The organism is Salinicola sp. JS01 (assembly GCF_030284585.1).
Classification (GTDB): Bacteria; Pseudomonadota; Gammaproteobacteria; order Pseudomonadales; family Halomonadaceae; genus Salinicola.
Genome location: NZ_CP127244.1, coordinates 312103 through 324631 on the forward strand (window position 1 = coordinate 312103; position 12529 = coordinate 324631).

13 protein-coding genes are annotated in these 12529 nt (G+C 66.6%); 8 read left to right on the plus strand and 5 right to left on the minus strand.

What is annotated here, in order from left to right:
• Complete coding sequence (locus QO259_RS01605; RefSeq protein WP_207034332.1) at positions 1 to 426, minus strand: HIT domain-containing protein; 426 nt, start codon at positions 424 to 426, stop codon at positions 1 to 3.
• Positions 427 to 646: 220 nt separating this feature from the next.
• Between QO259_RS01605 and QO259_RS01610 the strand changes: the two genes are divergently transcribed.
• From QO259_RS01610 to QO259_RS01635, 6 genes are all read left to right on the plus strand, one after another.
• Positions 647 to 778 (plus strand): entericidin A/B family lipoprotein, encoded by a 132-nt coding sequence (locus QO259_RS01610; protein ID WP_035475804.1) that lies wholly within the window; start codon positions 647 to 649, stop codon positions 776 to 778.
• Between the two features lie 219 nt (positions 779 to 997).
• Entirely contained in the window at positions 998 to 1801 is an 804-nt protein-coding gene (locus tag QO259_RS01615) for a formate dehydrogenase accessory sulfurtransferase FdhD (protein ID WP_285951550.1), read from the plus strand.
• A 371-nt stretch (positions 1802 to 2172) separates the two neighbouring features.
• A complete protein-coding gene (locus QO259_RS01620; RefSeq protein WP_285951551.1) occupies positions 2173 to 4521 on the plus strand; it encodes an FdhF/YdeP family oxidoreductase in 2349 nt (782 codons plus the stop codon).
• On the plus strand, positions 4514 to 4810 hold the full coding sequence (locus tag QO259_RS01625) for a MarR family transcriptional regulator (RefSeq protein WP_285951552.1): 297 nt from the start codon (positions 4514 to 4516) through the stop codon (positions 4808 to 4810). The genes QO259_RS01620 and QO259_RS01625 overlap by 8 nt, the downstream gene beginning before the upstream one ends.
• Positions 4811 to 4934: 124 nt before the next feature.
• The gene (locus QO259_RS01630) at positions 4935 to 5699 is read left to right on the plus strand and encodes an SDR family NAD(P)-dependent oxidoreductase (RefSeq protein WP_285951553.1); all 765 of its coding nucleotides are present in this window, start codon (positions 4935 to 4937) and stop codon (positions 5697 to 5699) included.
• Between the two features lie 251 nt (positions 5700 to 5950).
• Positions 5951 to 7222 (plus strand): hypothetical protein, encoded by a 1272-nt coding sequence (locus tag QO259_RS01635; RefSeq protein ID WP_285951554.1) that lies wholly within the window; start codon positions 5951 to 5953, stop codon positions 7220 to 7222.
• A gap of 125 nt (positions 7223 to 7347) precedes the next feature.
• Here QO259_RS01635 and QO259_RS01640 read toward each other — a convergent pair whose 3' ends face one another.
• From QO259_RS01640 to osmF, 4 genes are read right to left on the minus strand one after another with little or no spacing between them, the layout of a single operon-like run.
• On the minus strand, positions 7348 to 8112 hold the full coding sequence (locus tag QO259_RS01640) for an ABC transporter permease (protein ID WP_285951555.1): 765 nt from the start codon (positions 8110 to 8112) through the stop codon (positions 7348 to 7350).
• Positions 8109 to 9182 carry an ABC transporter ATP-binding protein gene (locus QO259_RS01645; RefSeq protein ID WP_285951556.1) on the minus strand — a complete coding sequence of 358 codons (1074 nt, stop codon included), beginning with the start codon at positions 9180 to 9182 and terminating at the stop codon, positions 8109 to 8111. The genes QO259_RS01640 and QO259_RS01645 overlap by 4 nt, the downstream gene beginning before the upstream one ends.
• 14 nt (positions 9183 to 9196) lie before the next feature.
• Positions 9197 to 10384: an ABC transporter permease gene (locus tag QO259_RS01650; protein WP_285951557.1), complete on the minus strand. Its 1188-nt coding sequence runs from the start codon at positions 10382 to 10384 to the stop codon at positions 9197 to 9199.
• Positions 10385 to 10391: 7 nt separating this feature from the next.
• A complete protein-coding gene (osmF, locus tag QO259_RS01655; protein WP_285951558.1) occupies positions 10392 to 11312 on the minus strand; it encodes a glycine betaine ABC transporter substrate-binding protein OsmF in 921 nt (306 codons plus the stop codon).
• 232 nt (positions 11313 to 11544) lie between these two features.
• Here osmF and QO259_RS01660 point away from each other — a divergent pair, with 232 nt between their 5' ends.
• On the plus strand, positions 11545 to 11865 hold the full coding sequence (locus QO259_RS01660; RefSeq protein WP_285951559.1) for an I78 family peptidase inhibitor: 321 nt from the start codon (positions 11545 to 11547) through the stop codon (positions 11863 to 11865).
• A 106-nt stretch (positions 11866 to 11971) separates the two neighbouring features.
• A complete protein-coding gene (locus tag QO259_RS01665) occupies positions 11972 to 12511 on the plus strand; it encodes a cytochrome b (RefSeq protein ID WP_207034309.1) in 540 nt (179 codons plus the stop codon).
• Positions 12512 to 12529 lie beyond the last annotated feature (18 nt).

Consider the following 12529-nt stretch of genomic DNA (forward strand, 5'->3'; position numbering starts at 1 on the left):
TCAATCGAGGAGGCCGGCTCCGAGAGCCAGCTGTTCGAGCTCGTTGCGTCGGCTTTCTAGGGCGGCTTCGGTATAGGCGCGCGGCTCGCCCTGGCCCCACACCGGCCCCGGCCAGGCGTCGTCTCCGCGGGTGCGCACGATTACGTGCAGATGCAGCTGCGGCACCATGTTACCCAGCGTCGCCACATTGAGCTTGTCACCGCCGTAGTGGCCCATCATCGCCTCGCCCAGGCGCGTGCCTTCGTGCCAGAGCTGGGCCTGCGCCTCGCTATCGAGGTGGTAGAGCTCGACCACCTCGGAGCGGCGCGGAATCAGGATCGCCCAGGGGTAGCGGGCGTCGCGGCTCAGGCGCAGTTGGCACAGCGTCAGGTCGATGACGTGCAGGCTGTCCTGTTCGAGGCGCGGGTCGAGGGTGAAGGTCGGCATGTCGGCTCCGGGGATCGGCGGCAGAAAGCGCCTACTCTACGGGCGGCTACGCCGCGACGTCGAGCGCCGTGACGCCGAGCGTCGCGGCCACGGCGGGGCGTTGGCGGGTAGACAGCGCGCAGCGGGGTCGCCTCTGCTATGTTGACAGTGGGTCGGCCAGAATCCGGCCTCGGTGGCATCTCGGGCCACTCGCCAACAAACGTTATGGAGGACGACAACGATGAAACGACTGATTGCGCTGTCTCTGCTCGCCCTGCTGGGCGCCGGTATCCTGTCCGGCTGCAACACCGTCAGCGGTGCGGGCCAGGACATCGAAGAGGGTGGCGAAGCGGTACAGGACGCCGCCAACTGAGGTGAGAGGCGTCCGGCGGCGAGCCGCCGGACGCTCTGGCTGTGCGCGCGTCGTCGCCTTCCTTGCCGTGCCGAGGATACGCTGGGCACAGCGCGCCTTGGGGCTATCCCTCCGGTCGACTTCTCCGCTACGCTCGATCTCTGCGCACACCCCCCAATCACCCACCGAATTTTGCGCGGTTCGATCCGTGTTTACCGTGGAGAGCTGCGACAGCCGATGATGCCAGATTCACCTCACGCCACGCCCCATACCGATCCATCGCCCGAGGGCAGTGGCGCTACCGACGCTTACCTCGACAGCAGCGAGACCGATCTCGGGGAACTGCCGGGGCCGCAGGAGCGCCCGGTTTCGATTCTCTTCAACGACACCGCCTACGCCACCGTGCTGGCGACGCCGGATCAGCTCGAAGCGCTGGCCGTGGGGTTCGCCTTCAGCGAAGGGGTGATCGACCGCTATGCCGATATCGCGTCGCTCGCCTGCGAGAGCAGCCGCCATGGCCATCGCGTGCGCCTGAACGTGGCGGCGCGGATCGAGCGGCGCGCGGCGGGGCAGGCGCGGGCCACCACTACCACCAGCGGTTGCGGGGCCTGCGGCGTGCAGGAGGAGTCGCAGCTGCTGTTCGGGCTGACGCGACTGGCACCGGCCAACCCACCGGCGCCGGCGGCGCTGCGCAGCGGGCTTGCAGCGCTCCAAGACCGCGCCGAGAGCGGTATGCACCTGGCCCTGAGTTTCGCCGCCGACGGCGAATTGATCGCCGCAGGGCGCGATATCGGGCGTCACAATGCGCTCGACAAGGTGATCGGCGAGGGATTGCGCCAGGGCCGTCAGGCCGCCTGGGCGATGACCTCGAGCCGCTGCAGCCTGGAACTGGTGCAGAAGAGCGTGCGCGCGGGTATCGCGACCCTGGCGACGCTTTCCTACCCCTCGCGGCTGGCGGTGGAAGTGGCGCGCGCCTGCAATCTCACCCTGATCAACTGCCACCGTGGACGCCGGCTCGAACTGTTGAGCCGAGGCGACCGCTGATCCGTTCGACCCGCTGGTCTGACCCGCTGGCTCCACGCCGTTCCTCCATGCCGATCCGTCGACCCGGGCGGCCGCCCTCAAGCGCGCCGCCGCGGGGCCGATAAGTCATGCCTTGACGCCTTCAATGGTGGCTGTATCGACAGCCACTAGTTAGCGGGCGTACTATGCTTTCGTATTATACTTTGGTATTAACCTTAGGCTTTGGTATGAATCGGTGCCTGGGCGCCGGCGCGATCCCGCACCGCCCGCCCGCGTGGCCCGATTGCCAGCCGGTCTCGCCCCTTCCATCGAGGCGATCTCCCGTCAGCGCGTGCCCCGCGCGAGCGCTGATGATCCGGCCGAGCGCACGCCTTCACGCAGCAAGGAACCCCATGTCCCAGTCTCGCCAAGCCCCTGAGTCTCCGGCCTCCCACGAGCCGCCGCAGGCGGGCCTTGCCCGCGATCCCAAGGTCTTCTCCTACCGCAACCCGGCCGGCGGCTGGGGCGCGCTCAAGTCGGTGGGCAAGCATCTGTGGCACAGCCGCTCGCCGGCGCTCAACGCGCGCTCGCTGTTCAAGCTCAACCAGCCCGACGGTTTCGACTGCCCCGGCTGCGCCTGGGGCGACCCGGAGCACGGCTCGTCGTTCGAGTTCTGCGAGAACGGGGTCAAGGCGGTGACCTGGGAAGCCACCGCCAAGCGCGTCACGCGGGAGTTCTTCGCCCGCCACAGCGTCAGCGAACTCAAGACCTGGGACGACTACCAGCTCGAGGACCAGGGGCGGCTGGTGGAGCCGATGCGCTACAACGCCGAGACCGATCACTACGAGCCGATCGCGTGGGAGGACGCAATCGCACTGGTAGCCCAGGAACTCAAGGCGCTGCCGACCCCCGACGACGCCATCTTCTATACCTCGGGCAAGGCCGGTAACGAGTCGGCCTACGTGTTCCAGCTGCTGGCGCGGCGCTTCGGCACCAACAACCTGCCGGACTGCTCCAACATGTGCCACGAGGCCAGCGGTGTGGCGCTCAACGCGGCTCTTGGTACCGGCAAGGGCAGTGTGCGGCTGGAGGATTTCGAACGCGCCGAGGCGATCTTCGTGTTCGGCCAGAACCCCGGCACCAACCATCCGCGCATGCTCGGCGTGCTGCGCGAAGCGGCCGAGCGCGGCGCCACCATCGTCTCCTTCAACCCGCTCAAGGAGCGCGGACTGGAGAAGTTCGCCGACCCGCAGAAGCCGTTGGAGATGCTGCACAACGGTAGCCATCGCATCAGCACCTTTTACTTCCGTCCCAAGCTGGGCGGTGACATGGCCGCCGTACGCGGCATGGCCAAGGCGCTGTTCGAGCGCGATGCCGCCGGTGAGGCGGTGCTCGACCACGCCTTCCTGGCCGCGCACACCGCGCATCTCGAGGCTTATCGGGTGAGGGTCGAGGCTACCGATTGGGCCGAGCTCGAGGCCCAATCGGGGCTGTCTGAGCGTGAAATGCGCGAGGCCGCGGATCTCTACGCCCGCTCGCGTGCCACCATCGCCTGCTGGGCCATGGGCATCACCCAGCACGTGCACTCGGTGGCCACCGTACGCGAGATCGTCAATCTGCTGATGCTGGGCGGCAACCTGGGCAAGCCCGGCGCCGGCACCTCGCCGGTGCGCGGCCACTCCAACGTCCAGGGCGACCGCACCATGGGGATCTTCGAGAAGCCCGCGGATGCGCTGCTCGACGCGCTGGAGGCCTACTATCAGCGCCCCATGCCGCGCCATCACGGGGTCGACTCGGTGGCCGCGGTCAAGGCGATGCGCGACCAGCCGGGCAAGGTGTTCGTCGGCCTGGCCGGCAACTTCACCCGCGCCATCTCCGACAGCGGTGTCACCGAGCAGGCGATGGCCAGCTGCGCGCTGACCGCCTTCATCAGCACCAAGCTCAACCGTAGCCATCTGATCACCGGGCGCGAGGCGCTGATCCTGCCGTGCCTGGGGCGCAGCGAGATCGACCGCAACGCGGCAGGCAAGGCGCAGCTGATCACGGTCGAGGACTCGATGAGCATGGTGCACGGCTCGGCGGGCATCAACCGCCCGGCGGACAAGGCGCTGCGCTCGGAAGTGGCGATCCTCACCGGTATCGCCGAGCGCCTGTTCGGTGACGACGACAGCGTTGAGTGGGCGGCGCTGCGCGAGGATTACGACTGCATTCGCGAGCACATCGCCGCGGTGATTCCCGGGTTCGACGACTTCAACACCCGGGTGCGCGCGCCGCGGGGCTTCTGGCTGGCCAATCCGGTGGCACGCCGTGAGTTCCCGACGGCCAGCGGCCAGGCGGAATTCTCCGACGACGCCCTGCCGGGCGAGGTGATGCATCAGCGGCTCGCCGCCCGGGAGGGCTGGATCACGCTGCAGACGATGCGCTCGCACGACCAGTACAACACCACGGTCTACGGCTACGATGACCGTTATCGCGGCATCGAGAACGGCCGTCGGGTGATCTTTCTCAATCCCGAGGATATCGACCGGCTGGGGTTTGCCGTGGGGCAGTGGGTCGATCTGATCGGCGAGTCGGACGACGGCGTGACGCGCCGTGCCGATGGCTTCAAGATCGTCGCCTACGATACGCCCGCCGGCTGCGCCGCCGCCTACTACCCGGAAACCAACCCGCTGATCCCGCTCGACCACAAGGGCGAGCAGAGCCACACCCCGGCATCGAAGTCGGTGGCCGTGCGCCTGGCAGCGAGCGCCCGCCTTGCCTGAGCGTGGGCCATCGGAGCTCGATGTCGTCGCCCTCGAGCGCCGCTTCACGGCGCTCCAGGCGGCGCACCCCGAACTCGACCCGCTGGCGGCGCTGCTACTGGCCGCGCTGCATGACGTCGCCGAGCCGTCGCTCTCCAGCGCGCAGCTGTCGCGTCACCTGGGCATCGAGCATGCCCTGGTGCGTCGCGCCGCCGCCGAGCTCGAAGCCGCCGGCTGGATCGCCACCCAGGCCCGCGGTGGCGCCAGCCCGGCACTGGGGCTGCGACTGCTCGCCGACGTCGAAGCCTGACACCCAAACGCCCCGCACGCTCTGACGTCGCAACTCCCATCTGGCGCTATCCTGAGCTTATGGCGCCGATGCGCTCGCGCGAGCGTATCGGCGCCCATCACTCGCGCTTCATCCGGAGGAACCGATGTCTGAATCACAGCTGCAGGGCCGTATCGCTGTCATCACCGGTGGCGGCGTGGGTATCGGCTACGCCATTGCCCGAGCACTGGCGGCGGCCGGCGCCCGCGTGGTCGTCACCTATCGCTCCCATCAGCCTGACGCCGCGGCACTCGAGGCGCTCAGCGCCAGCGGGGGTGAGCCGGCGCTGGCACGGGCGCTCGACGTCACCGACGAGGCGGCGGTGGCCGAGTTCGCCGACTGGTTGCGGGCCGAATACGGCCGGGTCGACATTCTGATCAACAACGCCGGCGGTCTGGTGCAGCGCTCGAGCATCGATGAGATGCCCTATACCCTGTGGCGCCAGGTGCAGACGCTCAACGTCGACTCGGTGTTTCTGGTGACCCACTATCTGCTGCCGCTGTTCGGCGCCGAGGGCGGGCGCATCATCACGCTGTCGTCGCTGGCCGGGCGCAACGGTGGACACCCTGGCGCCACCGCCTACGCCACCGCCAAGGCCGCGCTGTTCGGCTTCACCCGCGGGCTGGCCAAGGAGGTCGCCGCACGCGGCATCACCGTCAACGCGCTGGCGCCGGGGTTCATCGAGGCGACCCCGTTCCATGCCACCTTCACCAGCGAAGCGTCCAAGCGCGACACCGTTGCCGGCATTCCCGCCGGACGCGCCGGCGTGCCCGAGGACGTCGCCTCGGCCGCGCTGTGGCTGGCCAGTGACGGTGCCGCCTTCGTCTCGGGGAGTATCGTCGATATCAATGGCGCCCAGTATTTCGGCTAGCCAGGAGGTATCCCTGCGCCGGGTCGCGCTCGCCATGCACCACCAGAGTGGGGCAGCGGATTACACCCAGCCGTGCGCTGAGATCGAGCCGGCGCAGACTGCACATGGCCCGATAGGCGCGGCTTTATGCATCAGGTGATCGCACACGGAGGCAGCCGCTTTCCGTAGAAAACCTCCGGCGCTTCAGTTCATATTCAAGCTCTGGTAATTTTGCTTCTGATTATGTGGCGTCAGAGAGAGGACTTAAGCGTATGGGCATGCTTCAGATCATATTCTCTGTCGTCGCGGCGTTTATTATTCCTCTTGCAACGCTGTTTTTCCTGGCGCTCATGGGGTTGCTTGTAAATAGAGTCGCTAAGAAAATTGGGTTGCGAAAGAATAAAAAATCTAAGCAGCCCCCGGGATGGGGGTGGCTGTTGACTGCCGCTACGCTAGGGTCTCTGGTTTGGGTCGTCTTTTTCACGCCTAGCGTTTCCGAACTTCGTCATATAATGGACAAGCTTGGTGGTTACAACACGACTCGCATAACACTGACATTACGAGAAGATACGCCGGAGGCACGGGTGGCGTTAGTGGAACTGCTGACCCCATTGATGCGCATCGGAGTGCGGGAAATACAATATCAAATAAAGAGCCGTTATGGCTCCCACCTGGACCGTGATGAGGTGCCTAGCTTCTATCGTTTCGATCCAGGGAAAATGGAAATCGTCATGGGCGGTGTTCTGCCAGGCGCTTCGCTTTACATGACTCAGGCCGCACTGGAGGCAGTCGGGACTCAGGTGCCGAGCACGCTGCGGGCGCGGCTCGAACTTCATGATAAGACTCTTGATGTCGTGCTGCTGCCGCCTTCCATTGTGATCAACACTAACGACGCGGCATGGGGCGGCTTTCTCACGGATCGGCTCGGAGGGGAGACTTGTTCATTCAGTATGGAGATGCGGATCGATCTCGATGCCGTTTGGGACTTGCTTTTTGGCCGTACGTTGAGATCCGGTGCTCTCAACGGCGCTATGCTTCGAAGTGACGCTGGCGATCTCTTTGCCAGTCAGCCGCTGAAAGTTGTTGGGTTCTCGGGCGGTCATATCGAAGCCAATTCTTCGAATACCAGACGCTATCTAACCGGGCGCATTCTCATGCGCCCCGATAATCTCGACCCGACGACCACCCCCGATTGTGGCCGCGCGCTCGTGCGATGGGCGACCCCTGGGCTCCGTGCGGCACTGCTGAACGCGCTACCCGCCGATCTGGCTACATTGGTCAGCCATGTGTCGATAGAGCCGCGGGTCGAATTCAGTCCTTGGTATAGCAGGGAGGACTGGCAGTCGGTGGTCGCTGATGGAGAAGGTCGTGGTCAACGAGAGGCATGCACTGTCGAGGATGAGGTCCAAAAACGATTTATCGTGAAGTGGATCAGCACGGGGTGTAATGGTGAATCCTCGGGCTCCGAGAGCTGTATGCGTCTCGATCGCTTGAGAAAAGCAGCATTTCAGGACGTGTTGAGCTGTACCTCAGGTGTCATCTAACGCATTAATGATCTATCGCTGAAAAGAGACAGATAATTGAGGCGAAGATTCAACATCGGCGGTCCAAATACTTGACGCTAGATCATCGCTCTTCCAATGATTTTCCATATACTTAAGTAGGGCTTCTATCCCCCGAACGAATATCGCCGCTCCATACGTTCGAACGCCAGGTCGGTGACGATCGCCAGCAGCCCCACCAGCAGCGCACCCTGGATCACGTAGGCCAGGTTGTTGCCCACCAGCCCGGCGATCAGCGGCGTGCCCAGGCTCTTGGCGCCGACGGTGGAGCCGATGGTGGCGGTGCCGATGTTGATGATCACCGACACCCGAACCCCGGCGATGATCACCCGCATCGCCAGCGGCAGCTCCACCCGCCACAGGATCTGCCACGCGCTCATGCCGTTGCCGCGCGCCGCTTCCCGAGTGCTCGCGGGAACCGTGCCGAGCCCGGCGATGGTGTTTTGGATCACCGGCAGCAGGCCGTAGAGCGACAGTGCGATGATCGTCGGGGTGAAGCCGAACCCGGCCAGCGGCACGGCGATGGCGAGCACCGCCGCGGGCGGGAAGGTCTGCCCGATGGCGGCCAGCGACGACACCATGGGTTCGAACTCGCGCCCGGCAGGGCGGGTGACGAAGAGCCCGGCGGCCACGCCGACGCTCACCGAGATCAGCGACGACACCAGCACCAGGCCGATGTGCGCCAGCATCAGGTTGAGAAAGCTGTCGCGGCTGTAGAGCGGCTGGCTGAGATCGGGAAACAGCGCCCGGAACAGCGGTTCCAACTGGCTCATGCCCAGCGTCAGCCCCACCAGCAGCAGGGTGAGCAGCACCAGCGTGAGGTTGCCGGCGGCGGCGCGACGCAGCCCCCTGCGCGCGGCGGCAACACTCATGATGCGGCCTCGCGGGCGTCGTCGCCCTCGATGCCCATCACCCCGGGCATGCCCACTTCGGCGATCAGACGCCCGTCGCGGTCCACCACCGGGAGTGCGGTCACCCGGTACCACACCATGCGCGACAGCGCCTCCTTCATGCTCATCTCCGGGGTGGCGATCCACTCGGGTTTGACCCGGGTGATGGCGTCGGCGTCATCCAGCCGCGCGCCGGCCAGGGCGCTCGGGCGGCCCCCGGCGTCGACCAGCCAGGCATGCTCGTCGAGACGCTCCAACCCGGTCTCCGGCGCCAGCCGGGCGCGGCGCTGATACTGATGCACAAAGCGTCGCGACAGCAGCTTGAGACCCAGATCGGCCTGGCCGATGAACTCGCGCACGAAGTCGTCGGCGGGCTCGACCAGCATCTCGATGGGGCGCTCGTACTGCACCAGGCGACCGCCGTTGAGCAGGGCGACGCGTGTGGCCAGGGTCAGCGCCTCGTCCATGTCATGGGTGACGAAGACGATGGTCTTGCCGGTCTGGGCGTGGACGCGCTTCATCTCCGCCTGCAGCGTCTCGCGGGTGAGCGGATCGACCGCGCCGAACGGCTCGTCCATCAACAGCACTTCGGGGTCGGCAGCGAGCGCCCGGGCCACCCCGACCCGCTGCGCCTGGCCGCCGGAGAGCTGGTGCGGGTACTTGTCGCGGAACTCGGTCGGGTCGAGTTGAAACAGTGTCAGCAGCTCGTCGACACGGTCATCGATGCGCGCCTTGGGCCATTTGAGCAGCTGCGGCACGGTGGCCACGTTGCGCGCCACGCTCCAGTGCGGGAACAGCCCGGTGGACTGGATGGCGTAGCCGATCCGCCGCCGCAGCTGCTCCACGGGCAGCTGGGTGACGTCGTCGCCGTTGATCAGGATGCGCCCCTCGCTCAGCGGAATCAGGCGGTTGATCATCTTCAGCGTGGTCGACTTGCCACAGCCCGAAGGCCCGATCAGCACGCCGAATTCGCCGCTCTCGAGCGTCAGCGAGACGTCGTCGACCACCCGCTTGCCGGCGTAGGTCTTGGTCAGCCCTTGCAGTTCGATCATGGGGTTCCCCCGGGTCAACGGGTGCCGGGCGGGCGGCTCGCGGCCACCAGCAGTTGCAGAAGGAAATCGGCGATTACCGCCAATACGATGGTTGGGATGGCGCCGAGCAGGACCAGGTCGATGGCGTACTGCCCCAGGCCCTGGAAGATGAAGGCCCCAAAGCCGCCGGCGCCGATCAGCGCCGCCACCACGGTGAGCCCGATCGCCTGCACGGTGACGATACGCAGCCCCGAGAGAATCACCGGCAGCGCCAGCGGCAGCTCCACCCGCCACAGGATCTGGCGCGAGGTCATGCCCATGCCGCGGGCCGCCTCCAGCGTTGTCGCCGGCACCCCGGCGAGGCCGGCGTAGGTGTTGCGCACCACCGGCAGCAGCGAGTAGAGCACCAGCGCGATGATCGCCGGCGCCACCCCGATGCCGCTGATCCCCAGCTTCCCTAGCCACGGCACCGCTTGGGCGAGCGCCGCCAGGGGCGCGATCAGCAGCCCGAACACCGCGATCGAGGGCAGCGTCTGGAACACGTTGAGCACGCTGAACAGGCCATCGCGCCAGCGTCGGCTGCGGGTTGCCACGAGCCCCAGCGGCAGCCCCAGCACTAGCGCCGGTAACAGCGCGCCGCCGACCAGGGCGAGATGGCGCAGGCCCTGGGCGACGAAGATGTCACGCTGATTGGCGAACTCGCGCATCAGCGACAGCGGTGCGAGCAGGTCGCTCGCCAGGCAGGCGCCGATCAGGCCCAGCGCCAGCAGCGCAAACAGTGCCCGCGCCAACAGCGCCAGGCGCAGGCGCTGCAGCGCATCCACGGCGATCAGCGCTGCCGCCAACAGCAGCAGCCAGAAGGCGCCGCCCTGGGAGACTCGGGCGGCGGGGGAGGCTTCGGCCAGGGCGCGCTGGGCATAGTCGCCGAGGGCGAACAGAGTCAGCCCCAGCAGCGGCAGCGTCAGCGCCAGCCCCAACCAGCAGGCGGTACGCGACGCCAGCCCCCGCGCCAGCGCGGCCAGCAGCAGCCCGGCCGCGATCAGGCCCAGTGCACCGAGCTGCCAGCCGGGCAGCGCCTGCCATAGCATCACCGGCTGGCCCGAGACCAGCCGGTTGGGCGAGAGCGTGGCGAACGGCAGCAGCGCCACGCCAATGGCCGCGGCCAGCCACAGGGTCAGCAGGACCCGGTTGCCGATCATCCGCGGGGCTTGCTCATGCGGCATGCCGTGGTCAATCCAGCAGGCCCTGCTGAGTCAGGTAGTCATGCGCCACCTGCTTGGCCGGCAGTCCGTCGACCTGGATCTTGCCGTTGAGGCGCTGCAGGGTCTCGCGATCGAGGGACTCGAACACCGGCTCGAGCAGCTCGGCGATCTGCGGATGCGCCTCGAGCACTGCTTCGCGCACCACCGGCGCCGGGGCGTAGACCATCTGCACGCCCTTGGGGTCGTCCATCACCTTGAGCTGGGCGGCGTCGATCGCGCCATCGGTGCCGTAGACCATGGCGGCATTGGTGCCGCTGGTGCCCTCGGCGGCGGCGCGGATGGTCGCCGCGGTATTGCCGCCGGAGAGCACCAGCAGCTGATCTTCGTCGAGGGTGAAGTCATAGGCGCGCTGGAAGCTGGGTAGCGCCGCGTCGCTCTCGACGAACTCCGCCGAGGCGGCGAGCTTGACCTCGCCGCCGTTGTCCACCCAGCGCCCGAAGTCGGCCATGCTGCTGAGGTCGTTGGCATCGGCGACGTTCTGGCGCACCGCGATCGCCCAGGTGTTGTTGGCGGGGGCCGGGGTCAGCCATGCCAGCTGGTGCTGCTCGAGGTCTATCTTGCGGATCTTGGCGTAGCCATCGGCGGCGTTCTTCCACGCCGGATCATCGGTGGTATCGGTGAAGAAGGCGCCGTTGCCGGTGTACTCGGGGTAGAGATCGATATCGCCGGAGATCAGCGCCTGGCGCACGATATTGGTCGGCCCCAGCTGCAGGCGGCTCTCTACCGGCAGGTTGGCGTGCTCGAGCACCTCGACGATCATGTTGCCGAGCAGCGAGCCCTCGGTATCGATCTTGGAGGCGACGCGGATCGGCGCGTCGGCGGCCTGGGCGACGCCGGTAGCGGCCGTGAGGGTGGCGGCGGCGAGGCCGATGGCGAGTAGCTTGCGCATGATGTCATCCCTGGCTGGGCGGCCGTGGCGGCACGCCGATGTTGTCGTCGTTGTCGATGTCGCCGATATCGTGATCGTCATCGATATCGTTGTCGATGGACGCGGTGCACACCGCGCCATGCCTCAGCAGAGTCTAGCGGGCCGACCGCCGAGCGACCAACCGCTGTTCTCCCGCGTCGCAGGTGCTAATCTGAAGCTCATCAAGGATGCTTACCCCTACAAGGAGATATCGATGAAGATCCCCGCCACCACCCTGCTGCTCGGCAGCCTGCTTCTGGGCGGTTGCAGCACCGCGCCGGCGCCTGACGAGGCACCGCCCCCGCCGCCGATGATGGAACCGCTGCCCGCGGACAGCTGTGGGGCGCAGGCGGTCGGCAGCATGAACGGCCAGATTCTCGACGAGACTACCCGGCGCTGGATCGAGGATCGCTCGCGGGCCGACGAGATCCGCGTGATCCAGCCGGACGAGCAGGTCACCATGGATCATCGCCCCGGGCGGTTGGATATCCGGGTCGACGATAAGCGCCGGATTCTCTCCCTCGCCTGCGGTTGAGGCGGTATCCCACCGAGACGTCAACGTGTGAAGGGCGGTTCGTGTGCGTTCAGAGGTATGATCCGCGCCTTCACAAGACGAGATAACCCGATAAGGAACCTTCGCCATGCTGCAGGACTCTCCTCAGGTTTACGGCTCGGCGACCCGCTTTCTGCACTGGGTCGTGGCCGCACTGGTGATCGTTCAGCTCACCAGCGTGTTCCTGCACGAAGTGTGGGACGGCAATGCCTTCAGTCGACTGATCCTGCCCTGGCACACCAGTATCGGGGTCAGCGTGCTCGCACTGATGGCGATTCGCACGCTGTGGGCGCTGTCCCAGCTCGGCCATCGCCCGGTGCATGAAGGCAGCCTGCAGCGGCTGGCAGTGTGGGCGCATGTGCTGATGTATGCACTGTTGATCATGATGCCGCTCTCTGGCGTGCTCATGACCTGGGGCTCCGGTTACGGCGTACACGCCTTCGGAAGCGTACTGGCGCCGGGCGCCGACGTACCCTGGGCAGCAGCGCTGGGTGTGGTCCACGAGCCGATCGCCTGGCTGATCACGCTGATGATCCTGGGGCATGTGGCGATGGCGATGCATCACCATTTCGGGCGTCGCGACGATACCCTGAAGCGCATGGTCGGGCGCCCCGGCGGCCCGCAATAAGCCGCCTCATCCGCCAAT

What these genes read in the sequence shown, in the direction of transcription:
- QO259_RS01605 (WP_207034332.1), bottom strand. Translation starts at nt 426, where the DNA reads ATGCCGACCTTCACCCTCGACCCGCGCCTCGAACAGGACAGCCTGCAC.
- QO259_RS01610 (WP_035475804.1), top strand. Translation starts at nt 647, where the DNA reads ATGAAACGACTGATTGCGCTGTCTCTGCTCGCCCTGCTGGGCGCCGGT.
- QO259_RS01615 (WP_285951550.1), top strand. Translation starts at nt 998, where the DNA reads ATGCCAGATTCACCTCACGCCACGCCCCATACCGATCCATCGCCCGAG.
- QO259_RS01620 (WP_285951551.1), top strand. Translation starts at nt 2,173, where the DNA reads ATGTCCCAGTCTCGCCAAGCCCCTGAGTCTCCGGCCTCCCACGAGCCG.
- QO259_RS01630 (WP_285951553.1), top strand. Translation starts at nt 4,935, where the DNA reads ATGTCTGAATCACAGCTGCAGGGCCGTATCGCTGTCATCACCGGTGGC.
- QO259_RS01635 (WP_285951554.1), top strand. Translation starts at nt 5,951, where the DNA reads ATGGGCATGCTTCAGATCATATTCTCTGTCGTCGCGGCGTTTATTATT.
- QO259_RS01640 (WP_285951555.1), bottom strand. Translation starts at nt 8,112, where the DNA reads ATGAGTGTTGCCGCCGCGCGCAGGGGGCTGCGTCGCGCCGCCGCCGGC.
- QO259_RS01645 (WP_285951556.1), bottom strand. Translation starts at nt 9,182, where the DNA reads ATGATCGAACTGCAAGGGCTGACCAAGACCTACGCCGGCAAGCGGGTG.
- QO259_RS01650 (WP_285951557.1), bottom strand. Translation starts at nt 10,384, where the DNA reads ATGCCGCATGAGCAAGCCCCGCGGATGATCGGCAACCGGGTCCTGCTG.
- osmF (WP_285951558.1), bottom strand. Translation starts at nt 11,312, where the DNA reads ATGCGCAAGCTACTCGCCATCGGCCTCGCCGCCGCCACCCTCACGGCC.
- QO259_RS01660 (WP_285951559.1), top strand. Translation starts at nt 11,545, where the DNA reads ATGAAGATCCCCGCCACCACCCTGCTGCTCGGCAGCCTGCTTCTGGGC.
- QO259_RS01665 (WP_207034309.1), top strand. Translation starts at nt 11,972, where the DNA reads ATGCTGCAGGACTCTCCTCAGGTTTACGGCTCGGCGACCCGCTTTCTG.